Source organism: Streptomyces sp. NPDC059477 (assembly GCF_042749375.1).
Lineage (GTDB): Bacteria > Actinomycetota > Actinomycetes > Streptomycetales > Streptomycetaceae > Streptomyces.
On record NZ_JBHYUG010000006.1, the window covers coordinates 123,601 to 147,235 of the forward strand.

Annotated in this window: 20 protein-coding genes; 11 read left to right on the plus strand and 9 right to left on the minus strand. The window is 71.4% G+C overall.

Annotated features, from left to right (window positions below):
• Positions 1 to 75: 75 nt before the first annotated feature.
• A complete protein-coding gene (locus tag ACFXAZ_RS05085) occupies positions 76 to 2,022 on the minus strand; it encodes a BTAD domain-containing putative transcriptional regulator (protein WP_384585242.1) in 1,947 nt (648 codons plus the stop codon).
• Between the two features lie 132 nt (positions 2,023 to 2,154).
• Here ACFXAZ_RS05085 and ACFXAZ_RS05090 point away from each other — a divergent pair, with 132 nt between their 5' ends.
• The gene (locus ACFXAZ_RS05090) at positions 2,155 to 3,033 is read left to right on the plus strand and encodes an alpha/beta hydrolase (RefSeq protein WP_384585244.1); all 879 of its coding nucleotides are present in this window, start codon (positions 2,155 to 2,157) and stop codon (positions 3,031 to 3,033) included.
• A gap of 157 nt (positions 3,034 to 3,190) precedes the next feature.
• On the opposite strand, the gene ACFXAZ_RS05095 is transcribed toward ACFXAZ_RS05090, so the two are convergent.
• Positions 3,191 to 4,609, minus strand: coding sequence for an MFS transporter (locus ACFXAZ_RS05095; RefSeq protein WP_384585247.1), 1,419 nt, complete (start codon positions 4,607 to 4,609; stop codon positions 3,191 to 3,193).
• A gap of 278 nt (positions 4,610 to 4,887) precedes the next feature.
• Here ACFXAZ_RS05095 and ACFXAZ_RS05100 point away from each other — a divergent pair, with 278 nt between their 5' ends.
• From ACFXAZ_RS05100 to ACFXAZ_RS05125, 6 genes are all read left to right on the plus strand, one after another.
• Positions 4,888 to 5,994, plus strand: a complete 1,107-nt coding sequence (locus ACFXAZ_RS05100) for a PP2C family protein-serine/threonine phosphatase (RefSeq protein WP_384585249.1) — start codon at positions 4,888 to 4,890, stop codon at positions 5,992 to 5,994.
• A gap of 107 nt (positions 5,995 to 6,101) precedes the next feature.
• The gene (locus ACFXAZ_RS05105; protein WP_384585252.1) at positions 6,102 to 7,367 is read left to right on the plus strand and encodes a glycosyltransferase family 4 protein; all 1,266 of its coding nucleotides are present in this window, start codon (positions 6,102 to 6,104) and stop codon (positions 7,365 to 7,367) included.
• The gene (locus tag ACFXAZ_RS05110) at positions 7,364 to 8,284 is read left to right on the plus strand and encodes a transferase (protein WP_384585254.1); all 921 of its coding nucleotides are present in this window, start codon (positions 7,364 to 7,366) and stop codon (positions 8,282 to 8,284) included. Before ACFXAZ_RS05105 ends, ACFXAZ_RS05110 begins: the two co-directional genes overlap by 4 nt.
• A 209-nt stretch (positions 8,285 to 8,493) precedes the next feature.
• Positions 8,494 to 8,721, plus strand: coding sequence for a hypothetical protein (locus ACFXAZ_RS05115; RefSeq protein WP_384585257.1), 228 nt, complete (start codon positions 8,494 to 8,496; stop codon positions 8,719 to 8,721).
• Positions 8,722 to 8,742: 21 nt separating this feature from the next.
• A complete protein-coding gene (locus ACFXAZ_RS05120) occupies positions 8,743 to 8,913 on the plus strand; it encodes a hypothetical protein (protein WP_384585260.1) in 171 nt (56 codons plus the stop codon).
• 606 nt (positions 8,914 to 9,519) lie between these two features.
• On the plus strand, positions 9,520 to 11,193 hold the full coding sequence (locus ACFXAZ_RS05125) for a glycosyltransferase (RefSeq protein ID WP_384585261.1): 1,674 nt from the start codon (positions 9,520 to 9,522) through the stop codon (positions 11,191 to 11,193).
• Positions 11,194 to 11,884: 691 nt separating this feature from the next.
• Here ACFXAZ_RS05125 and ACFXAZ_RS05130 read toward each other — a convergent pair.
• On the minus strand, positions 11,885 to 12,358 hold the full coding sequence (locus tag ACFXAZ_RS05130) for a nuclear transport factor 2 family protein (RefSeq protein ID WP_384585264.1): 474 nt from the start codon (positions 12,356 to 12,358) through the stop codon (positions 11,885 to 11,887).
• Positions 12,359 to 12,702: 344 nt separating this feature from the next.
• Here ACFXAZ_RS05130 and ACFXAZ_RS05135 point away from each other — a divergent pair, with 344 nt between their 5' ends.
• The 4 genes from ACFXAZ_RS05135 to ACFXAZ_RS05150 all read left to right on the plus strand — a co-directional run bounded on the left by ACFXAZ_RS05135 (position 12,703) and on the right by ACFXAZ_RS05150 (position 16,570).
• Entirely contained in the window at positions 12,703 to 13,521 is an 819-nt protein-coding gene (locus ACFXAZ_RS05135; protein WP_384585267.1) for a FadR/GntR family transcriptional regulator, read from the plus strand.
• Between the two features lie 148 nt (positions 13,522 to 13,669).
• Entirely contained in the window at positions 13,670 to 15,031 is a 1,362-nt protein-coding gene (locus ACFXAZ_RS05140; RefSeq protein WP_384585269.1) for an MFS transporter, read from the plus strand.
• Between the two features lie 17 nt (positions 15,032 to 15,048).
• Positions 15,049 to 15,987: a hypothetical protein gene (locus ACFXAZ_RS05145; RefSeq protein ID WP_384585272.1), complete on the plus strand. Its 939-nt coding sequence runs from the start codon at positions 15,049 to 15,051 to the stop codon at positions 15,985 to 15,987.
• Between the two features lie 154 nt (positions 15,988 to 16,141).
• Entirely contained in the window at positions 16,142 to 16,570 is a 429-nt protein-coding gene (locus ACFXAZ_RS05150; protein WP_384585274.1) for a heme-binding protein, read from the plus strand.
• A gap of 80 nt (positions 16,571 to 16,650) precedes the next feature.
• On the opposite strand, the gene hpaD is transcribed toward ACFXAZ_RS05150, so the two are convergent.
• The 6 genes from hpaD to ACFXAZ_RS05180 all read right to left on the minus strand — a co-directional run bounded on the left by hpaD (position 16,651) and on the right by ACFXAZ_RS05180 (position 23,485).
• Positions 16,651 to 17,679 (minus strand): 3,4-dihydroxyphenylacetate 2,3-dioxygenase, encoded by a 1,029-nt coding sequence (gene hpaD, locus ACFXAZ_RS05155; RefSeq protein WP_384585277.1) that lies wholly within the window; start codon positions 17,677 to 17,679, stop codon positions 16,651 to 16,653.
• Positions 17,676 to 19,157, minus strand: coding sequence for a 5-carboxymethyl-2-hydroxymuconate semialdehyde dehydrogenase (gene hpaE / locus ACFXAZ_RS05160; protein ID WP_384585280.1), 1,482 nt, complete (start codon positions 19,155 to 19,157; stop codon positions 17,676 to 17,678). Before hpaE ends, hpaD begins: the two co-directional genes overlap by 4 nt.
• Positions 19,158 to 19,279: 122 nt before the next feature.
• On the minus strand, positions 19,280 to 20,215 hold the full coding sequence (gene dapA / locus ACFXAZ_RS05165; RefSeq protein WP_384585283.1) for a 4-hydroxy-tetrahydrodipicolinate synthase: 936 nt from the start codon (positions 20,213 to 20,215) through the stop codon (positions 19,280 to 19,282).
• Entirely contained in the window at positions 20,199 to 21,671 is a 1,473-nt protein-coding gene (locus tag ACFXAZ_RS05170) for a fumarylacetoacetate hydrolase family protein (RefSeq protein WP_384585286.1), read from the minus strand. Before ACFXAZ_RS05170 ends, dapA begins: the two co-directional genes overlap by 17 nt.
• A complete protein-coding gene (locus tag ACFXAZ_RS05175; RefSeq protein WP_384585289.1) occupies positions 21,671 to 22,696 on the minus strand; it encodes a 2-dehydropantoate 2-reductase in 1,026 nt (341 codons plus the stop codon). Before ACFXAZ_RS05175 ends, ACFXAZ_RS05170 begins: the two co-directional genes overlap by 1 nt.
• Before the next feature lie 9 nt (positions 22,697 to 22,705).
• The gene (locus ACFXAZ_RS05180) at positions 22,706 to 23,485 is read right to left on the minus strand and encodes a class II aldolase/adducin family protein (RefSeq protein WP_384585292.1); all 780 of its coding nucleotides are present in this window, start codon (positions 23,483 to 23,485) and stop codon (positions 22,706 to 22,708) included.
• Between the last annotated feature and the right edge of the window lie 150 nt (positions 23,486 to 23,635).

Consider the following 23,635-nt stretch of genomic DNA (forward strand, 5'->3'; position numbering starts at 1 on the left):
CCGTCCTGGAAGGTCTTGGCATGATCGTCCCACTCCGGGCGTTCGAGGAACAGCGTCCGGTTGACAGCGCGGGTGCTATCGCCGGTCGAGGTGCTGGGCGAGGGTGGCCAAGATGTCGTCGACGGGACCGAACGTGAGCATGGCGGTGGTTCCGCCCGCGATCTCGCCGCGCAGGGGAGAGAGGGCGTCGTGCGCTTGTGCGGCCAGTGACTTGTTCCGGAGCTGGACCGCTGTCCGTGCGGTGATGGCCCAGAGCGAGTCGTACAGGTGGTCGGCAGCGGGTGGGGGCAGGGTGCTGGCGGCGTGGCGGGCCGCCGCGAGGTCGCCGTGGGCGAGGTCGAGCAGGGGCCGGGCCCAGGGGCGGTAGGGGCCCCAGTCGAGGGCGGGGTCGGTCGGCGCGGGGCGTCCGTGGCGCAGACGGAGGGAGAGGAGCGCGAGCGGGAGAAGGCCTGCTTCCACGCCGGGCATCCCGGCGCCGGCGAGGTCGGTGGCCACCCCGCGATAGGCGCGAGCGGCCTCGGCGGGGTCGTTCGACCGTTCCGCCAGCCGCATCGCCCGGAAAGCGGCCGTAAGGACGTGCACCAGCGGGGACTCGTGCACGGTGGCGAGCCGCTCGGCCGCCACGACATGGGGCTGCGCCTTCTCGGTGTCGCCGCGGGCGGCCTGGACCTGGATCTTGATCAGATGGCCGAGGATCTCGAACATCGGGAGATCATGCCGCGTGGAGACGTCGATCAGCTCGCGGGCGATGGCGTCGCGTTCGCCGGTGCGCCCGGGGTGCTGGAAGGACTGGATGAATCCGGCGTTGAGCGCGAGCACCAGTACGTTGGGGTCGTGCAGGTCCCGCGCCAGCCGCTCGGCTTCGCTCGCCGCCTCGGCGGCCCAGCGGTCACGGGTGCCGCGATGCTCCAGCGCGATGGTGGCGAGGAGACGGGCCCGAAGCGCCGGTGAAGCCCCAGGCCCAAGCCGGTGCAGAGTGCGCCGGGTGGTCGCCACCAGGGCCGCGGACCGTACGGGATCGTCGGTGCGCGACCAGATGGTGGGGACGTCGTACGCCGCGATCACGCGGGCGGTGAGGTCAGGGTCTCCGGTCCGTTCCGCTTCCGCGACCGCCGCGGCGCGTTGCTCCTGGGCGAGCACCAGGTTGGTGCCGCCGGTGACCGCGGCGGCCCGGGCGACGGTGCTCATCGAGCGCAGCCGGGTGTACGTACCCGTCGCCTCGGTGCGCGTGAGCAGGCGCAGCCGGTCCTCGTCCCGGGGCGCGGGCGTGAGGTGGGGGGCGTGCCGGAGGATGTCCCGTTCGAGATGGTCGAGACCGTCCGCCGATTCCAGTCCGAACCGGTCCAGCAACCTGGCTCGCGCGTCACGGATCAAGGCCAGCGCGTCGACCTGACGGCCGGCCTGGTAGAGAGCGTGGGAGAGCAGGACCCAGGCATCCTCCCGCCATGGGTGCACCGTCGCGAACGCCTCCAGCGCCGGGACGAGCGGCGCGCCACGTCCGAGGTCGAGCATCGCCCGCGCGCGCAGTTCGACGGCCTGCCGGTGAAGTTCGGCCAGCCGGGCGCGCTCCGCCGTCAGCCAGGGCGAGGCGTCGAGGTCCGCGTACGGCTCGCCCCGCCACCACGAGAGCGCCTCGCTCAGCGCACCGGCGGCCCGGCCGCCGGGCTCGTCGCGCATGGCCCGCAGGGTGTCCTCGAACCGGTGGGCGTCGATGTGCGCCCGTGGAATCCGCAGGGCGTATCCGGTACCGACGGTCTCGATGACCTGGGACCGGGTGCGCGGGAGACGTTCCGGTTCCAGGGCGCGGCGCAGCTCGGCGACGAACGTGCGGATCGTACCGGCCGCCGTGGGCGGCGGGTCCGCCCACAGATCACCGAGCAGCACCGCGAGCGGGACGGCCCGGCCGTCCGCCGCCACCAGCCGGGCGAGAACCTCACGGCGGCGCCGGCTGCCGACCGGCACGGGCCGGCCCTCGGCATCCGTGACGTCGACCGGTCCGAGCACCTTGACGAGGATCTCCATGCCCTCATTGTCATCGGCTTCGGGCTGCCGCCGCTGACCCACTGCTAACCCGGCTCACCGATCCTCATCCTGTCCACGCATCCACCCGTGAGCGAGAGCGGCTCAGGGGTCAGACAGCAGGAAAGGGCCACTATGGGCATCAGCATCACGGGGTTCGAGACCAGGCCGATCAAGGTGGCCGACGGCGTTGAGCTGAACGCGGCGGTCGGCGGAGAAGGACCGGCCCTCGTGCTGCTCCACGGCTTCCCCGAGACCCACCTGATGTGGCGGCATGTCGCACCCGCCCTGGCCGGGCACCACACCGTGATCTGTCCCGACCTCCGCGGTTACGGCGCCAGCAGCAAGCCGGACGCGGTCACCGAGGACACGTACGCGAAGCGCACGATGGCCGCGGATGTGGTCGGCCTCGCCGACGCGCTCGGGTTCGACCGGTTCGCGCTGGTCGGGCACGACCGCGGCGCGCATGTCGCCTTCCGGGCCGGTCTGGATCACCCGGACCGGATCAGCCACCTGGGAATCCTGGACATCGTCCCCACCCTGGACACCTGGAACGTTCTCCACGGGGTCGGCGCGGCCGTGGCCTTTCATCTCTACCTGATGGCCCAGCCGCCCGGTCTGCCCGAGCAGCTGATCGCGGGCAGCTCCGACGCGTTCTTCGGCCACTTCCTCGACAGCTGGTCCGCCGGCTCCGACGCCATCCCGGCGGACGTGCGCGCCGAGTACCTTCGCGCCTCCCGGAACGCCATCGCGTCGATCGTCGCCGACTATCGCGCCACCGCGACCATTGACATCGCACATGACCAGGCCGACCTCGACGCCGGCAACCGGCTCACCATGCCGGTGACCGTCGTCCAGCAGGACTGGGGCCACCGGCTCGGGTTCGACGCCACCGGGATCTGGCGGCCGTGGGCCACCGACCTTGAACACTTCACCACCCAGGCGGGCCACTTCATGGCCGAGGAGGCTCCGGAGGACATCGCGACGGTGATCCTCGACCTGGTGAAGCGGTGAGTGCCGCGCGCGGGGGGTCGGTGTCGGCCTGACTCACCGGGGCTCCCGGTGTCGCGGTCCCCGGCCACCGACGGGTCGCGTGACGCCCGCCGGTCCGAGGATCAACCCGTCACGGCATGGGGAGCACGTCATCGACCGACTCTCCTCCGAAGCTGTGTCAGACCCTTTCGTCGCTGGTCACCGGCGTGACGGTCAGCTGAGTGAGGTGGTTGGCGCGGAGCGCGGTGAGTGTTCCGAGGGCGGCGATCGCCGCGAAGCCGAGCAGGAGGAGGCGTGCGGACGTGACGGTGGAAGGGCCGCCCAGGTTGACCAGGAGACCGGCGACCGCCGCACCGAACGCCGTCGACATGGTGAGTACCGTCGCGATCGCCGCGGCGGCCTTCTCTCCCTCCGCCTTGTCCGGTGTGCCGGCCATCGCGGCAACGGACAGGTGGGGCATGGCCAGACCGATCCCGGTACCGGCGAGGAGCAGAACGGGCAGCCAGGCGATGACCAGAAGGGTTGGTGCGTCGCCGTGCTGCAAGAGAGCCAGCACGGCGAGCCCCGCCGCAAGAAGACCGGGACCGGCCACCCGTAGCCTTCGAACCGTCCGCTGCCGACGTGCTGAGGAGCTGATGACCTGGCTCACCGACCAGCCGAGCGACAGGGCCGCGCCGAAGAACCCGGCGGCGGCCGGTGGCAGTCCGCCCAGGCGCTGACCGAACAGCGGCAGGAAGATCTCCACGGCGACACCGGCCGCGAGGAACACGATGGTCAGATAGACCCACCGCACAGCGGAGCCGGTTTCATAGGTCGAGCGGGGCAGGACCTGGACCTGACTCCGCTTCTCCGTCACCACGAACGCCACGACCAACGCCAGTGCCAGCGCGATGAACACCCCCGCCATGACCTCGTTCGAGAGGATCCCGGCGACACTCACGGCACCCGCGGCCCCGATGACCAGCACCGACGAGCCCAGCGGCACCGGCACCGCCACCGCCTCGGCGGGGTCGCTCCCCGGAAGCACCCGGGGGACGAACGCCGCCATCACCGCGGAGGCGACAGCCAGCACGACGAAGGCCGTTCGCCACGATCCGAACTGGGCGAAGAGCCCGCCCAGAGCCGGGCCGACGAAGTTGCCCAGGCCGAACATGGCGGAGATCAACGCACTGCCCCGCACCCACAGTTGGCGCGGCAGTGCCGAATAGATCAGTGCGAACCCCAGACCGGTCAACAGGCCCGCCCCGAGTCCCTGCGTGCCCCGGCCGACCAGCAGGACCGGCATGGACGGACTCGCCGCGCAGACAACCGAACCGACGGTGAAGACGCCGAAGCCGAGCAGATAGGAGCCGACACCACCGCGCCGGGAAAGGGTGCGGCTCACGAGCATGGTCGCGACGACCTGGGCGGTCAGGAAAACGGTCATGCTCCACGCGTAGAGGCGTTCACCGCCGATGTCCGCGACCGCCGTCGGCAGCAGGCTCGCGGCCAGGTAGATCGTGACGGCGCCGATGAGTACACCCCCGGCGAGCACCACGGCGGTGCCGACATGGCTGCCGAGTTCCCGCCACGACCCGACGCTCCGACTGTCGTCCACTGATGAACTCCGTCCCTTGATCGGCTACTCGCGGGCATCATGGCGGGGCGGGGAGACCCGGTAATCCGGCATATCGGACGTGATCTGTCTCACATTGACGGGCTGGCGTGGCTTCGCGTACGTCGTCGCCGGAGCGAGCCGGGCCGGACTCCGCTCACGCTCCGCCTCCCTCTCCGCGCAGAGCGTGTCCATTGCCCGTGATGCCGGGCTCTCCCGCCGCCGGAGCCCGGCCGCATCGGCGCGGCGCCGGGCGATGGTGCCGGGCGTAGCGTGGGTGTATGGCAACGATCCGCGGTCGGCCGGCGCGGCTGCGCGGGGACGAGCGGGGCTGGCTGCGTGGAGCGGAGCCGCCACGCTGGGTGCGGGTGCTGCCCGTCGCCCTGTTCGCGGGGGTGACGGCGGCCACCCTGATCAGCCGAAACGCGCTGGACATCGGATTCCTGCTGGGGGCCATCCCGCCGCTCACCGTGCTGAGCTACGGTCCGCTGGCCACGGGGGTGATGGGCGCCCTCGTCGTGACCGTGATGAACGTGCCGAGGACGCATCTCAACCAACCCGGGAACACCGATCTGCTCACCCTCGTCTTCGTCGTGCTACTGAGTGTGTTCGTGTCCTATGTGCGCAGTCACCGGGACGCCCAGCTGGTCACCGAGCGGACGGTCGCGGAGGCCGTACAGCGGGCGGTGGCACCGCCGCTGCCGGACCGGGTCGGGGACATCGGCTGCTCCGGGCTGTACCGGGCCGCCCAGCACGGGACACTGGTCGGCGGGGACTTCTTCGACGTGCGAGAGGGTCCGTACGGGGTGCGGGCCGTGATGGCCGATGTACAGGGCCACGGACTGGCCACGGTCCCCACCGTGGTGTCGCTGCTGGGCGCCTTCCGGGAGGCGGTGCTCGACCAGCCGGATCTGGCGGGGGTCGCGGCGCGGATGGACCGCAGACTGACGGTGGACTCCTCGGGTGCGCGCGACTCCGAGATGTTCGCCACCGCCGTACTGATGGAGTTCTCCGCCGATGTCCGCTCGGTGCGGATCGTGGTGCGCGGCCATCCACCGCCCGTACTGCTGCGGGACGGACAGGCCCGGGAGATCGCCGTCACCTCGGGGATTCCGCTGGGCATCGGCCGGTTCGGGGGCGACCCGCCCAAGGAGATCACCCTGGGACTGGGGCCGGGCGACCGGCTGTTCCTGGCCTCCGACGGGGTGTGGGAGGCCAGGGGCGACTCCGGCGACTACTACCCGCTCGCGGCGCGGCTGCGGGCGTTCGACGGCGAGGACCCGGCCGTGCTGACCGCCCGCATCTGGGCCGACCTGCTGGAGTACTGCGGCGAGGTCGGGGACGACGCCACGATGCTCGTCCTGACGCCGCTGCCCGTCGAGCCCTGACGGCCCCGGCAGGCCGCGCGGCTCGCCCTCACAGGCCCCGTGTCCCCAGTACCTCAAGACCCCATGCCGCAGGCAACGCATCGGTGAGCAAACCAGTCTGCACTCACATGAAGATCTCTTTCCTCATTCACAACGCCTACGGGATCGGAGGGACCATCACCACCACGAACAACCTGGCCGGCGCGCTGGCCGAACGGCATGAGGTGGAAATCGTCTCGGCACTCCGGCACCGCGAGAACCCGAACGTCCCCACACACCCGCGGGTAGGGCTGCGCCCCCTCGTGGACCTGCGGTCCGAGCGGGAGCACCCGCTCCATCTGACACCGGCGAAGGTGTTCCCCACCTACGAGTACCGCTACCGGCAGTACAGCGCCCTGACCGATCAGCGGATCGGGGAGTTCCTGGCGGCGACGGACGCCGATGTCGTGGTGGGGACGCGGCCGGGCCTCAACGTGCACATCGCCCTCCAGGCGCCCACCAGAACCGTGCGGGTCGGACAGGAACACCTCACCCTGGACAACCACCCGCCCCGACTGCGCCGGGTGCTGCGCCGGACGTATCCGCGCCTGGACGCCCTGACCACCGTCACCCACGCCGACGCCACCGCGTACCGCAGGAAGATGCGACTGCCGGGCGTCCGCGTGGAAGCGCTGCCCAACAGCGTCCCCGATCCCTCGCTCCCGCCCTCGGACGGCACGGCCCCGGTGGTGGTCGCCGCCGGCCGGCTGGTCCCGGTGAAGCGGTACGACCTGCTCATCGAGGCGTTCGCGGCGGTGGCCGCCGAACATCCCCACTGGCAGTTGCGGATCTACGGAAAGGGCGAGGAACACGACCGGCTGAGACGGCTCATCGAGGAACTCGGCCTGTACAACAACGTGTTCCTCATGGGCGTCGCGATCCCCATGGAGGCCGAGTGGGCCAAAGCGTCGATCGCCGCGGCGACATCGAGCTTCGAACCCTTCGGCATGACTCTCGTCGAGGCGATGCGCTGCGGACTCCCCGTCGTCAGCACCGACTGCCCGCACGGCCCGGCCGAGATCATCGCGGACGGCGAGGACGGCACGCTGGTCCCCGTCGGCGACCGCGCGGCCCTCTCCGCCGCCCTGCTCACCCTCGTACGGGACGACGAGACGCGCCGCCGGATGGGGCGCGCGGCACTGAAGAACTCCGAACGCTACGCCCCCGGCCCGATCGTGGCCCAGGCGGAGGACCTCTTCGGCGCCCTGGCCACGGCGAGAGCGGCGGGCCGTCCGGCCGCCACGCACACCACCGGCATCGACGGCACGCTCGTGGCCGGCGGCTACGCGGCCCGCGACGCCGCCTACTCGGCCGCCAGCACCATCCTCAGGACCGTACGGAAGGCGAAGCGATGACCACCGACCGCGGCGAGAGCGCCGAGAGTGCCGCGAGCGTACGGCCGTCCGGTCAGCAGCCTGCCGCCGGGACCGCGCGTCCCCGCGCCCACTGCACGGTGGCCGGCGACGGCCGTATCGCCCTGCGGATCACCACGCCCGTCACGCCCGCGCCCACGGCCTCCCGCCCCCGGCTGCTGCTGCGTCTGCGCCCTCCGAAGGGCCGACCCGAGCAGGTCAAGCACGTGTTCGACCTGGAACCGGCGGACGGCCCCGGCCACTGGCGGACGACCATCGAACCGGAGCCCACCCTGGAGGAGGGCCGATGGGACCCCTACCTCCTGCCCGCCGCCGACGACCCGGCCACCGACCCGGCCGACACCTCCCGCCAACGGCTCCTCCCCGGCGTCCGCGATCTGCGCGCCCTCATGACCGGCCGCACTCCCGGCGCGACCCCGTCACCGCTGGCGGTCCGTGTCCCGTACGTCACGCTGGACGGCTACCTCGCCCTGCGTACCTGGCTGCGCACGGCGCACGCGGAGGTGGACCGCGTCCGTGTGACCGATGCCGCGCTGTCCGTACAGGGCCGGCTCTTCGGCGCCGACCTGGGCGCCGGAGCGGTGGCCCTGCTGCGCCGCCGCGGAAAGGACGGCCCGGTGCGGGAGGCGGAGTTGACCGCCCAGGACGCCCACAGGTTCTCCTTCACCGCCGCCTACCAGGACCTGCTCGACGCACCCGGCACCGCCGGTCCCGGCCTGTGGGACGTCTTCGTACGACCGTCCGCGGACACGCCCCTGGTCCGTACGGCCCGGCTCCTGGACGACGTCGCCGACCGCAAGAAGGTGTTCGTGTACCCGTCCTCGACACTGGACGCCCTGGAGGCACGCCCCTACTACACGGTCGACAACGATCTCGCGGTGGAGATCACCGGCGGCTGACCGGGGTGTGAGACACCCCGGCGGTGGCGGCGCGGGCCGGGGCAGCCGTCAAGGACCGGTGACGCGGCGGGAGGCGGGGAGCGGGTGCCGCCGCCGAGGCGTCTGGTGGGGCTGCTGGCGGGTGTTGGGGCGTGTTGCCCGGTATGAGCGCCTGTGCGCCCTGCACGCACTCTGCCCCGATCCCGCGGGTACGGCGCATCGTCGGACCCGTGGGGGATACACAGGAGCAGGAGTGCGCGGGGCGTGGTGACGGCAGCGCCTGCCCGTACGGGGCGGTGCTGACGATCGACGTGGGGCCGGTGGAGTACCGGTGCGACGAGTGCCGGCACTACTGGGAGCTGGACGAGACGGAGCCGGAACGCCGGGCGGGTGCGGAGGACTCCCTGACCCAGCCGCTGGGCGACCCGGGTGAGGCGGGTGAGGGCGCCGCGGCGTAGTGACGCCCGGTGGGTGTCCGCGTGGACGGCACGACGGAGATCACCCTGGAGACCCTGCACAGGTACGCGTCCGGACAACTGGCCCGCTACAAGCTCCCCAAGCGCCTCAAGATCGTGCCGGTCGTCCCGAGGAACGCGGCCGGAAAGCTGGACAGGGCCCGCGCCCGGCGCCTGGCCGACGAGGCGAACTGACGATGCTCACCGTCCCGGCCCTGCCCGCGCTGGACATTCCCGGCCCCTGGCGGACCACCGTGGAGTCACGGACACGCTTCACCGCGCGCGCCGTCCGGCGATGTCATCGTCCAAGTGGAACCCTGCGCGGTCGGCCGCCTCCGCGACGCCTACCCCGAGGGCGCCCGGGACGTGGAACTCCTGCTCACACCCGCCCCGCACAGGAACCTCCTGCCGGACGTCCTACGATCCGCGGCGCACGCCGTCCGCGCGGCGGACCCCGAGTGCCGCCGCGTGGTCTACGCCATACCCGAGGACGACCGCCCCTCGGCCGAGGCCGCCGCGACCGCCGGCTTCCGGTACGTCGTCGACATCGACCTCCGCGACCGCCACCTGAGCCCCACCTGTCGGCGAGGGGCGGGGAACCCGTCGACACGCGGAGCCCAGAGGCGGTACGGAGGGCGGCCCCCGTCACCGCATCGGCGGGCCGTGACCGTACCCGGGCCGCAACCCGTGACGGCAGGCGGCTGTGGCGCGTTTCGTCAGATGTGCACCAAGAGCCGTACAACTTCTCCCTAACAACAAGTGTCTGGTACGGCAACAGCACTTGTCCCATGGAGGGATATTTTGATCAAGGTAAGCGTTGTTGTACCTATCTACAACGCTGGTTCCTACATCGAGCGTTGCGCGCCCTCGCTCGTCAACCAGAGCCTCGGGGCCGACGCGTACGAGGTCGTGTACGTCGATGACGGGTCGACGGACGACTCGGCCGAGCGTCTCCGGCGGCTGGCCGAGGCGCATGCGCACGTCCGGGTCTACGAGCAGGAGAACTCCGGCTGGCCGGGCAAGCCGCGCAATGTGGGGGTCGACCGGGCCAGGGGGAAGTACGTCCAGTTCGTGGACCAGGACGACGAGTTGTCGTACGAGGCGCTGGAGCGGCTGTTCGCCCTGGGGGATCGTAACGGGTCCGACATCGTGCTGGGCAAGACCCACGGGACGATGCAGGGGCCCAGCAATGTGTTCAAGCGGACGGTCGAGCGGTGCACCGCCGCCGACGCACCCCTGTTCGAGAGCCTGACACCGCACAAGATGTTCCGCCGGGACTTCCTGCGGGATCACGGGATCCGCTTCCCGGAGGGCCGCGTCAGGCTGGAGGACCAGCTGTTCATGGCCCGCGCCTACGTACGCGCGAAAACGGTGTCGATTCTCGGCGACTACCCCTGCTACCAGTGGAACCGGCGCGAGGACGGTGGCAACAACAGCAGCCGCCGCGTCACCGCCGACGACTACTACGGCCACCTGGACAAGGTGGTGGAGGCGATCAAGGAGGGCACCCAGCCGGGCGACCTCCAGGACCGGCTGCTGCGCCGTTCGTTCCGAGTGGAGCTGCTGCGGCCGGTGAGCGAGCCACGGGTGCTGCGGCGCACGGGCAAGGATCTGGAGGAGTACTTCACCACCGTCCGCCGGATGGCGATGAGGAGCTACCCGCCGGGGGTACGTGATGGGCTTCCGGCGATCAGCCGGTTACGTGCGGAACTGCTCGTGCGGGACCGGCTGGACTCCCTGATCGAACTCGCCCGCCGCACCGAGCGGATCACACCGCACGTCGAGGTGGACGACATGCGCTGGCGGAACGACAAGCTGGTGATCCGGACCCGGATCGGCATGATCCGGGCCGACGGCCGCCCGCTGACCCTCGTCGAGCGCGGCGGACGGATGCTGCTCGACCCCGAACTCCTCGACGGCATCGAGGGAGCGGAGGGCTGGGAGGTCCCCGATCCCTTCTCGCACGCGTACGGGGAACTCATCGTCCACGACACCGCCAAGAACCAGTGGTGGTTCCCCGACGGGGAGTTGGCACCGGAACTGGAGTCGCTCGGCGGTGGCCGCCACCGGGTCGTGGTCGCCGGGGAGACGGTCATCGACCCGCTGACGCTCACCGGTGCCGGGCCCATGACCCCCGGCACCCACCAGGTCTGGGTCGGCGCACAACTGCTGGGTGTCGGCCGTCGCCCCCGACTGGTCCCCACCCGGGGCCGTGCGCGTATCTCGCTGGGCACCGTCGCCGTCGGCGTACCACCGCGCCTGGTCTCCCCGACCTGGACCGGGCCCGGCGGCCAGTTCGAACTCGCCGTCAGCGGTCCCGACCGGATCGGCACCACCCGCCGCCTCCTGCTGCGGACCGCCGCCGACCACCGCGTCCGCCAGGGCTACCGCTCGGTGGTGCGACGCCTCCCGCGCGGCGTGAAACAGAACATCCGCGCCGCGGCGCGCCGTGCCGACGGGTGGATGCGGCGGTAGCGGGGGCGGGGGGGAGGGAGGGAACGGGGCCTGTTGGTCGTGCAGTTGCGGGCGGATGCGCGTAGTTGACCCCGTGGTGGTGGGCCAGGTGCGGCTCGCGGTCCGAGGGGCGGGCAGCGGCCGACATAGTCGCACCGCCAGGGGCAGTGTCTGCGGGGCCGCACGCAACCGGGTGGCCCGCAGGCGCGTCCAGGCAGGCAACGACGCCCACCGAGAGGTCCCCTCCGTGCTCGCCCTGCTCCGCAAGACGGCCCTCGCCGTGCTCATCGCCGTGGCCCTGGTGATCCTGGTCGCCCTGATCGACCCGGTCTACGCGCTGATCCTCGCCGTGCTGCTCTTCATCATCGGCACCTGGGTGGTCCACTTCGCGCTCTCCCACCGGGAGCCGCAACCCCCGGCCGACACCTGGCGCCGGGACGACCACCGCGGCCCGGGGCAGTTCTCCCGACGGGCGTCCGCGGTAGGGGTGGTGTTCGCCGCCGACGTCCGTGCCGCCCCGGATCCGGGACACCGCCGACACCGCCTCAGATGGGACTGTTCGGCCCGCAGCCCCGCAGATGAACGCGATCACCTCGTCCAGCCGGGGCTCTCTCGCCATCCAGTCCACTGGACATCTCCGCGCGCGGGCCGTCACCTCCGGCCACCGGGCCGGTGCCCGGCGGGCCATGCCGTACCGCCGGGCAGCCGCCGGTCAGTCCTTCAGCGGGATGCTCAGCGGGAAGGCCATCTCGAAGCGGTGCTCGGCGAAGCGCCATATGCCGTCCGCGCCCTGCTCGCACTGGCCGTGCACCCTGCCCACCCGCAGCTGTACATGGGTCTCGGACACCGTCGGCTCGAAGGCGTAGGTGGTCATGACCGCCTCGGACCGGGCACGGTCCGCACCCTCCGGAAACACCTGGAGGTTGGCCCAGGTGTGGCAGGTCCGCCGCCGCAGGTCGGTGAACCGGCCCCCGTAGAACTCCGCCACCGCCGCCCGGCCCCGCAGCGCCTCACCCGTCGGGGGAGAGAAGGAACAGTCGGTGGTGAACAGCGCGGCGACCTCCTCCGCACGCTTGCCGTCGATCGCGGCGCCGAAGCTGGTCAGCAGGGAGCCGATGCCACGGTGAGCGGCGTCGGCGGGTGCGGCGGAGGTGCCGAGGTGGGGATCGGGCGGGGTGAGAACCATCGTCGGTCGTCCCTTCTGGTACTGCCCTGAGATGGGCCGGATGCCGTGCACGGTACCGGCGACGGGCGCCGCGGGCGTCGTCCGGAGAACATCCCGGCAGGAGCATTGACCCTAAGTCACCTAGTGACTTAGTCTGAGCCACGTTACAGGCCGAGCCGCCCGACAACCACTGCCCGGAGCCCCGCCCGGCTCCACCACCCGCACCCCTCTTCGCCCGCTGACGGCACCCCTGTGTGCTGCTGCGGACGGCCGCGCCGCACGTCTGCGGCCCTCCCACGCCCGCCAGTTGCACACCGGGCGACCCGACACGTCGGCGCCCGTGGCCGACCACGGAGGATGCACCCATGACGGATGACATGAACAACGAACCGAAGTTCCGGAGATTCGACCGTGGCCGGGTCGCCGACCGGATCATGGAGGACCTGCGCAACCAGATCCTGACCGGCACCCTGACCGACGGATCGCGGCTGCCGGCGGAACGCGAACTCGCCGAACAGTACGGGGTCAGCGGTGCCACCGTCCGTGAAGCCGTACGTGCCCTGACGACCATGGGCCTGGTCAGCGTGCGCCACGGCAGCGGCTCCTTCGTGACCGCGTCGGCGGACCGGATGATCGCCGAGTCGATCGCCTCGGCGATCCAGCTGAAGCACGTGGGCGCCCCCGAGGTGCTCGATCTGCTCGGCGTGCTGAACGCGCGCGCCGTGGAGACCGGCGCCACCGACGCCTCCGACGAGGAGATCGCCGCGCTGCGCTCGGCCGCGGAGAAGCTCGCGGTGGTGACGGACGTGGAGGAGACGGCCGCCGATCTGCGACGGTTCCTCCACCGGCTGTCCGACCTCTCGCGAAACGCCTTGCTGTCGACGCTGTGCCGGTTCTTCTCCGAGGTGCAGGTGGAACTCGCCTTCGCCCTCTCCGGAGGACCCAACCTCGCCGACTGGCAACGCAACACGGGCGCCCTGCACGCCCACCGCATGGCCGTCGTCGAAGCGGTCGAGGCCCGCGACGGCGCGCGGGCGGCGGCCATGGTCCGGGCCTACCACACCCGGGCGCTGGAAGTGGTCACCGCCCGCCCCCGCGCCGACGGGGCCACGCTCTCCGATCCCCAGTTCTCCCAGCTCATCGCAGCCCTGATCGACACCCGGTTCACCGCGACCGCACGGTGACCGACTGACCCCCACACCGCCCGCAGCGCCGCCCGGCCACCACAGGCCGCCGCGCACCGGACCGTGAGGGCCGCCGAGCGGCACCCCGCCCAGCGGCCCTCAGGAGGAACACCACTCAGCAGGACCAGACATTTCACCGAGGAGACCCATGTCCCGCCAACGGATCAATGACGATTCCGCGACCCCCAGCAGAGGCAGCACACGCGCCGTGGCGATGGTCATCGCCCTGTGCGGCTCGGTGGCCCTCCTGGACGGGTTCGACACCCAGGCGATCTCCCTCGCCGCCCCCGCGATCGGCGCCGAGTGGCATGTCGACCCGCATGACTTCGGCACCATCTTCAGCATCGGCCTGCTCGGCGGGCTGGTCGGCGCGATGGTCGCCGGAGTGATCGGCGACCGGGTGGGCCGTCGGCCCCTGGTGCTGTTCGGCGTCCTGGAGTTCGCCCTCCTCACCCTCCTGACCCCGGCCCTCGCCACCTCGATGGAATCCCTTGAGGTACTGCGCTTCGTCACCGGGATCGGCCTGGGCGCCGCGGTACCCGGCATCGTCTCCCTGGCGTCGGAATACGCTCCGGCCAAGTCCAGGGCCACCATCGTCGGCCTGATGTGGTGCGGCTTCCCCATGGGCGCCGTGATCGGCGGCCTGCTCGCCGCGTGGATGATCCCGGCCCTCGGCTGGAAGAGCCTGTTCTACGTGGGCGGCGTGGTGCCGCTGCTGGTCCTGGTGGTGGCCTTCGTCAAGCTCCCCGAGTCCGCCCGCTTCCTCCAGGTCCGCGGCGACACCGCAGGCGCGGCCGACGTACTGAACCGACTGGGCATCGACCCCGCGACGGCGGTGGAGGAGGCCCAGCACGACAGCGCCCCCAAGTCACCCATGGTCGACCTGTTCCGGCAGGGCCGGGCCAGCGGCACCCTGCTGCTGTGGGCCGCCATGTTCTTCACCCTGCTGATGGCGTACTTCCTGACCGTCTGGCTGCCCACCATCGCGGCCGGTGCCGGGATGAGCAACGCCCTGCTGGCCGTGTCCGCGCTCAACCTCGGCGGCGTCATCGGCTGTCTGGCGATCAGCAGGATCGCCGACCGCCTTGCCAGGCCCGCCCTGCTGATCGGCGGGGCCTACGCGGTCGGCGCGGTCTTCATCGCCCTCATCGGCTGGGCCGACGGCTCCGGCGGGCTGCTGCTGCTCGTCACCTTCGTGGCCGGTCTCGGCGCCATCGGCGCCCAACTGTGCACGGTCTCCCTGTGCGCGATCTTCTACGAGACCCGGCTGCGGGCCACCGGTGTGGGCTGGTCCATCGGCGCCGGCCGCTTCGGCGGCATCATCGGACCGATGCTCGGAGCCAAGCTGCTCGCCGACGGGGCGTCCCCCGCGACCATGTTCCTGGTGGCGGGAAGTGCCTCACTGATCTGCGGACTGGTGCTGTTCGCGTTCAGCCTGACCCGACGGCACCTCGCCGAGGCGCGGACCCCCGTACCGGTCCCCCTTGAGAACAAGGCTGTCACGTCCTGAGTGTCTGGAGAAACCCCATGAAGATCGTTCCCTTCGACGAGAGCAACTGGAAGAAGGACCACCCCACCGGAGCCATCGCGTTCCAGCACATGCTCAAGGGCGACCCTGAGTCCCGCGAGAACTTCATGTACATCCTGGGCCGCCAGGACGCCGACTTCGCGATGCCCCGCCACCGGCACAACTTCGAGCAGATCCGGCTGCCCATCGTGGGTCCGATGAACATCGGCCGGGGCCAGGTCCTGGAGGTGGGCCAGGTCGGCTACTTCCCGGAAGGGCTGTCCTACGGGCCGCAGGACGACCCGCTGGGCAAGGCCGCCCCGGGCGAGCGCCTGTCACTCGTCCTCCAGTTCGGCGGCTCCTCCGGCTACGGCTTCATGAGCATCGAGCAGCGCCGCAAGGCGTGGGACGAACTGCTGGAGAGCGGAGGGAAGTTCGTCGGCCCCTACTACCACCGGCCGGACGGCAAGGTCCAATGGGGCCTGAACACCATCTGGGAGCATGTCTTCGGCGAGCGCCTCAAGTACCCCCGGCCGCGCTACAAGAACGTGCAGATCGCCGACATCAAGCGGTTCAACTGGCTGCCCGTGGAGGGCGCCCAGGGTGTCGAGAACAAGTTCATGGGGTCGTACTCCGAGCGGGGTGTCTGGATCGAGATGGTCCGCATCGCCAAGGGCGCCACCTGGACCTCGACCGACCCCCGGGCCCGCCGCCTGCTGGTGGTGCGCTCCGGTGAGGGCACCGCCGAGGGCCAGGACGTGTCCGAACTGACCGCCATCCAGGCCGATCCGGGCGAAACCCTGCGGATGACCGCCACGGAACAGCTGGAGATCTTCCTCATCGGACTGCCGCCGGTGGTCATCCCGCAGGCCGAGTCCGACGAGTACGACCTGGAGGAGATCCCGGGACATACTCTTCCGGACACCCTCCCGGAGCAGCCGGTTCCGCAGCGGGCCTGATATCTCTGGGGCCGACCGGCTCACGCGGCGTGCACGGCATCACCCCTTCGGTGCCGTGCGCGCCGCTGTCGGCTGGACCGGACCGGACACCGCGAGGTACCACGCGGGACCCGCAGGACCACGTACGAGCAGCACGAGGAACGGAAGAGAGAACATGCACCTTCGACTCAACGACGCCACCCGGATCGTCGACGCCGCGCTGGAGCACGGGCACACCCTGGGCGCCAGGCCGCTGACCGTGGCGGTCCTGGACGCGGGTGGCCATCTGGTGGCCCTCCAGCGGCAGGACGGCAGCGGGAACCTCCGGCCGAAGATCGCCGAGGCCAAGGCATGGGGCGCGCTGGGGATGGGGGCGGGTGGACGCAACCTCGCCGAGCGGGCCGCCGACGCGCCGGAGTTCTTCACCGCGCTCGCCGCCATCTCCGACGGCCGGATCGCCCCGGTGCCCGGCGGAGTACTGATCCGCGACGGCGAGGGCCGGGTCATCGGCGCCGTGGGCATCAGCGGCGACCACCCCGACAAGGACGAGGCGTGCGCGGTCCACGGCATCGAGACCGCCGGGCTCACGGCGGACGGCGGCTGAGCCACGGGGGCGCCACACGCACCGACGAAGGGGGGCCGGAGTATGCACTCCGGCCCCCCTTCGGGTGGCTCCAGCCGCTCTCAGCCGAGGCCGTCGGCGCCGATCCGTACGGCGGATTCGTCGAGGAGGGTGTCCGTGACGGGCCGGGGTGTGCCGGCCAGGTCCAGGACGGGGCTGGCCTCCTTGTACCAGGATTCGATGACGGCGTTGCCCCAGAAGTCGCGGCGGCGGTCGTCGTGGACGTTCCAGCGGTAGGTCTCGTGGTCGGGGTCGCCGGTGTAGTAGTCGGAGGTGTAGATCTCGACGCGGTGGCCGTCGGGGTCGCGGAGGTAGAGATAGAAGGCGTTGGAGACACCGTGGCGGCCGGGGCCGCGTTCGATGTGGTGTTCCTTGCGGAGCGCCCCGAGGATGTCGGCGGTGCGCAGCACCTGGTGGGATTCATGGGTGGCCACGCCGAGGTGGTGCAGCCGGGGTCCGGCGCCGCCGGTGAAGGCGACGTCGTGGACGGTCTGCTTGCGGTACATCCAGGCCGCGTACAGCTCGTGCTCGTCGCCCTCGATGGTCTCGGAGCAGCCGAAGCCCAGTGACGTGTAGTGGCGGTAGGCGGCGGGGATGTCGGGGGTGCAGATGTTGAAGTGGTCGAGGCGGGCGATCTCGGCGCCGCGGCGCAGGTCGTAGCGCTGGATGAGGCGTTCGCCGCGCTCGATGTGGTGGAAGAACTCGATGGGGAAGCCGAGGGGGTCGATGACCCGGACGGCGTCCCCGACCGCGTGGGTGCCCTGCCCGGCGGGTGTCCGGCGCACCGGGCAGCCCAGGCCGCTGAAGTACCGCTCGGCCTTGTCGACGTCCTCGGGGGTGCGGACGCGGTAGGCGAGATGGTCGAGCGCCGCCACCGGACCCTGGCGCAGGACCAGGGAGTGGTGGGTGAGTTCGTCGGTGCCGCGCAGGTGGAGGGCGTGGGAGTCCTCGTGCTGGACGTGGAAGCCGAGCATCTCGACCCAGAACCAGCGGGCCGCACCCAGGTCGGTGACGGCGAGCTGGGCGTAGGCCGAGCGGACGACGTCGGGGGCGTCGGGGTGGGCTCCCGCCGAGGGGGTGGGTGCGGTCATGACCGGGCTCCGAAGCGGGGAGTGTGGACGTGCCCCAGGGCGACGTGCACGATCTTCGACTCGGTGTAGAAGTCGATGCTGTGGGCCCCGCCCTCCCGGCCCACCCCGGACGCCTTGACTCCGCCGAAGGGAGTGCGCAGGTCACGAACGTTGTGGGAGTTGATCCAGAGCATGCCGGACTCGACGGCGTGGGCGATGCGGTGGCCGCGGCTGAGGTTGCTGGTCCAGATGTACGCGGCCAGGCCGAACTGGGTGGCGTTGGCCAGGTCGATCGCCTCGTCCTCGGTGTCGAAGGGGGCGACGGCGACGACCGGGCCGAAGATCTCCTCCTGGAAGATCCGCGCGTCCCGGGAGACATCGGCGAACACGGTGGGCTGGAGGTAGTTGCCCCCGCTCAGATGCTCGGGGCGGGTCCCGCCGGCCAGCAGACGGCCCTCCTTCCTGCCCAGGTCGACGTAGTGCATGACCCGGGCGTAGTGCTCGGGGTGGACGAGCGCGCCCACCTCCGTCGCCGGGTCCGAGGGGGGTCCGACGCGGATCGCCGCGGCGCGCTCGGCGAGGCGCCGGGCGAACTCCTCGTAGACGGGACGTTCGACGAGCACGCGCGAGCCGGCCGTGCAGCGTTCGCCGTTGAGGGAGAACACACCGAACAGCACCGAGTCGAGCGCCTCGTCGAGATCGGCGTCGGCGAACACCACCACCGGCGACTTGCCCCCCAGCTCCATGGAGGTGGTCTTGAGGTGCTGGGCGGACGAACGGATGATGTGGCGGCCGGTGTCGGTGGAGCCGGTGAAGGAGATCAGCGGCACCTCAGGATGGTCGACGAGGGCCTGTCCGGCCTCCTCGCCGATGCCGTGCACGATGTTGACCACCCCGGCGGGCACCCCCGCCTCGGCGAAGATGTCCGGCCACAGCGAAGCCGACAGCGGCGTCCACTCCGCGGGCTTCAGGACGAGGGTGCAGCCCGCGGCGAGCGCCGGGGCGAGCTTCCAGCTCTCCAGCATGAACGGGGTGTTCCACGGGGTGATCAGCCCGGCCACGCCGGCGGGGGAGCGTACGACGTAGCTGATCTGTTCCTCGCCCTGGCGGAAGGCCTCCTCCCCGAGGGCGACGATCACATCGGCGAAGTAGCGGAAGTTCTCCGCCGCCCGCCGGGCCTGTCCCCGCGCCTGAGTGATCGGCAGACCGGAGTCGAACGACTCGAACTCCGCCAGCTGCTCATGGCGGGCCTCGATCGCGTCCGCCACCCGGTGCAGGACGGTGGCCCGTGCGCGGTTCGACAGCCTGGACCAGGCCGGGAACGCCGCCCGCGCGGCGGCCACCGCACGGTCCACATCGGCGGCGCCGCCGGCGGCTGCGCGCGCATAGGCGGTGTTGCTGACCGGGTCGGCCACCTCGAAGGTGCGCCCGTCGGCGGAGTCGAGCAGGGTGCCGCCGATCCAGTGCCGGATGGCGTCGGGAAGACCAGTGGGTCGCATGACAAGGGGGCCTTTCAACGTCGGATCGATCTACGGGACCTGCGCCGGTCCGGGGGGAGAGAGGGGAGCTACGGGAGCGGGCCGATCTGGAGGAGCTACCCGACCGGGCCGATCTGGGCGGGCTACGGGACCGGGGCGAGCTGGGGAGTCAGGTCGCCGCCCTCGGCCAGCAGGGTGCGGATCCGGGCGATTCCCGCGTCGGTGGGGCCGGTCAGCGGGGGCCGCACATGGGCGGAGGCGATCCGGCCCTGCTGGTGCAGGAGCCACTTGACGGGTGCCGGGTTGGTCTCCACGAACAGCAGATCCACCAGCGGGTGCAGCCGGTAGTGCAGATCCCGGGCCGCGTCGAAGTCACCGGCCTCCCACAGCTCGTACATCCGGGCCACCGCCCCCGGGGCGATGTTGGCGACCGCGCTGACGAACCCGGCACCGCCCAGCGCGAGCAGCGGCAGGCACAGCAGCTCGATGCCGGACCACACCAGCAGCTCTCGCCCGCACGCGTGCAGCACCCGGGAGAAGTGCTCGAAGTCCTTCGTCGTCTCCTTCACCCCGACGAAATTGTCGAACTCGGTGAACAACCGCTTCACCGTCTCCGGGGAGATGTCGACCGCCGTGCGCGAGGGCACGTTGTAGGCCACGATCGGCAGATCCGGAAACTCCCGTGCCACCGTCGCGTACCACTGGTAGAGCGCCTCCTGGGTGGGGCGCGCGTAGTAGGGGGTGATGACCAGTGCGGCGTCCGCCCCCAGATCGCGGGCGGCGGCCGTCATCTCCAAGGTCTCGTCCAGCTTGTGCGACCCCGTTCCGGGCAGGAACGGCACCCGGTCGGCGATCTCCTGAGACACCGTCCGCATCGCGGCGATCCGCTCGGCCGTGCTCTGCGCGCTGGGCTCACCCGTCGACCCGCCCAGCGACACCCCGTGCGAACCCGACTCCAGCTGGAAACGGACGAGGGCCCGCAGACTCTCGTGATCGACCGCCCCGTCATCGCCGAACGGCGTCACCACCGGGGCGATCGACCCACGCACCGACGCCGGATCACTACGAAACTTCATCATCCACTCCTTGACCGTGATTGCGTGTGGTGTCCTGCCGGGCGCACCACTGCCGGTACGCCTCACGCCAGGCCGGGCCCAGCGGGTAGAGGCCGTCGATGCTCTGCCCCGCGTACACCTGCTCGGTGACGAACCGCTCCTGCCGCTCCTGTTCCCGGCTGTCGGCGATCAGTTCCTCGGCCAGCTCGGGCGGCACCACGACCACGCCGTCACTGTCACCCACCAGCAGATCGCCCGGCTGGACCAGGGCGCCCCCACAGGCGATGGGCACCCCCGTGTCCCACGGCACATGACGCCGGCCCAGCACCGAGGGATGGTCACCACCTCGGTACACCGGCAGGTCGAGCGCCGCGATCAGCGCGCTGTCCCGGATCGAACCGTCGGTGACCACCCCCGCCGCACCCCGCTGGAGCGCCCGCAGCGCGAGGATGTCGCCGAGCGTGCCGGCCGTGGTGTCCCGGCGGGCGTCCATCACCAGCACCTGCCCGGGACCGAGTTCCTCGATCGCGCGTTTCTGCGCGTTCATCCCGCCGCCGAACCGCTTGAACAGGTCCTCGCGCAGCGGCAGATACCGCAGGGTGTGGGCCACCCCGACCATGGACCGGCCCGGCTGGGTGGGGCGGACCCCGTCGATCGACATGTGCGGCAGCCCGTGCTTGGCCCGTAGCTGGGCACTGAGCGTGGCCACCGACACCGACCGCAGGCCGTCCGCGATCCGCTTGTCGAGCAGCGGCTTCGGCGCGAACGCCGCACCCCACGCTGCCTCCCGCTCCTCGGGAGTCGCCCTCGGCATGGCGCCGTACGGGGCCAGCGGCTCCCCCCGCACCACCTGACTGCGCAGGCGGCCGGTGGACAGGGTGCCGTCACCGACCTCGACCTCGACGGTGTCCCCGGGAACCACCACCGACGCCCCCGCGGGGGTGCCGGTGAGGATGACATCGCCCTCCTCCAGCGTGACCAGCCGGGACAGATCCGCCACCAGCTGTCCGAAGGGGAACAGCAGGGTGTCCGTGGTGTCGTCCTGCACCAGTTGACCATTGACCCAGGTCCGCAGCCGCAGCCCCGCCGGGTCGAGCGTCCGGGCGTCCAGCAGCCGGGGCCCGATCGGCGTGAACCCGTCGGCGCCCTTGGAGCGCAGGTTCGAGCCCCGGTCCGCATACCGCAGGTCGTACACCCCCGCGTCGTTCGCGGCGGTGACGTACGTGACGTGCCGCCACCCGTCCTCCGGGGCCACGCGGTGTGCCCGCGCGCCGATCACCAGGGCGATCTCCCCCTCGAACGCCATCAGGTCACACCCCTCGGGGCGCACCAGCGGCTCCCCGGAACCCGCCAGCGACGACGGGGGCTTCAGGAAGTACGACGGCTGCGCCGGAACCCGGCCCCGCTCCGCCACCCGGCTCGGATAGTTCAGATGCAGGGCGATGACCTTCGATGGCGTGCTGCCGAGCGGGTGCCCCATCAGCCGCGCGCCTTGTCCGTGGAGCCCTGCTCCGGGCCGCCCCGCCCCGTCTCGCCGTGCCGCATGCGTTCGCGCAACGACAGCAGGCCGTCCACGGCGTCCATGCCCGGGCTGGGCACTCCGGTACGGCGGGCCAGTTCCCTGACCGCACCGAGGATGGCGTCCGTCTCCAGACGCCGGCCACGGTCGGAGTCCTGGAGCATCGAGGTACGGAAGGCACCCAGCCGGCGGGCCACGTCGAGGCGCTCCTCCGCCGTCATGGCCGTCGGCACACCCAGCCTGGCCCCCACCTCGGCGGCCTCCGTGAAGATCGTCGCGCACAGGTCCCGTACGGCCGGCGTGTCCAGGATGTCGATCACGGTGGCCTCGGTCAGCGCGCTCACCGGGTTGAGGTTGACGTTGCCGAGCAGCTTCTCCCAGATCGCGGTGCGGATGTCGGTGTTCAGCTCGGCCCGCACCGGACCCTGCGACAGCGCCTTGGCGTACTTCTCGGCGCGTTCGCTGCTGCCGCCCAGCGGCTCACCGAGGATCAGCAGATCGCCGCCGGTGTGCGCGACCTCGCCGGGTGCCGGGACGGAACTGCTGAAGTGCGCGACGCCGGCCAGGACCCGCGACGGCGGCAGCAGTTCGAGCAACTGCCCCTCGGGGTCCACCGCGCGGATCACCTGGTCGCCCGGGGCGTCCTCGACGGTCGCCAGCAGCCACCAGGGCACGCCGTTGGCCACGACCAGCAGATCGGCACCCGCCGCGATCCAGGGGAGCACGGAGGCGACGGCACCGGGCAGATCCTGCGTCTTGACGCAGATGACCACCAGGTCCGGCTCGTCCAGCCGCGCGGGGTCGGCGGAGGCGGCCAGTTGGTGCCGTACCTCCTGCCCGCCCGTGCGCAGCAGCAGGCCGTGCTCCACGATCGCGTCGAGGTGGGCGCCCGGGGCACCCAGCAGGGACACCTGGGCACCGGACGGGAGGAAGGAGGCGGCCAGGGCCGCGCCGACGGCTCCCGGCCCCACAATCGTGATCTTCACGGACATCCCTCAGCTCTGGTAGGACGGGTCGATACGGTCGATCTTGCGGCGCAGCGCCTCGAACAGCGTGCGCCCGGCGCCGGTGCGGTCGCCCAGCTGGAACGACTCCTGGGTCGACTGGACCGCGGCCTCATGACTCACCTTGGCCAGCGGCTGCCCGGCGGACGCCGCCGCCAACTGGATCTCGCAGGCACGCTGAAGCGTCCACAGGGCGGAGAACGCGGCCGGCAGGGTGGGGCCGAGCGCCAGCAGCCCGTGGTTGCGCAGAATCATCAGATTGCGCTCACCCAGGTCGCTGACCAGCCGCTCCCGCTCGCCGGGGTTGACGGTGATGCCCTCGAAGTCGTGGTAGGCGACCATGTCGTGCAGTTGGGCCGAGTAGAAGTTGTCCGGGTCGAGGCCGTCGGCGAGACAGGCGACGGCGGTGCCGGCGGTGGTGTGGGTGTGCATGACGCAGTGGGCATCGGAACGGGCGGCGTGCAGCGCGGTGTGGATCAGCAGCCCGGCCTCGTTCACCGGCCACGGGGAGTCGGACAGGATCCGGCCCTCGTAGTCGATCTTCACCAGGTTCGACGCCGTGACCTCGTGGTACATCAGGCCGAACGGGTTGATGAGGAGGCTGCCCTCCTCGCCGGGAACGCGCAGCGTGATGTGGTTGAAGATCATTTCGACCCAGCCGAGATGGTCGAAGATCCGGTAGCAGGCGGCCAGTTCCAGACGGGCCTGCCACTCGGCGTCACTCATGGACGGGGGCGGCTGGGGGACGGGCGGATGCGCCGCGAGAGTCACCGTGGCTCCTTCGGGTCGGGCGAGGGCGAGGGTGGGGGTGGGGCGATGCGAGGGTGGGGGCGGTGGCGGGGGTGGGGGCCGTGCTGGACGTGACCCGTGACGACGGGGGACAGCTGGGGAGAGCGGCTCACCACGAGCATCGGACTTCCA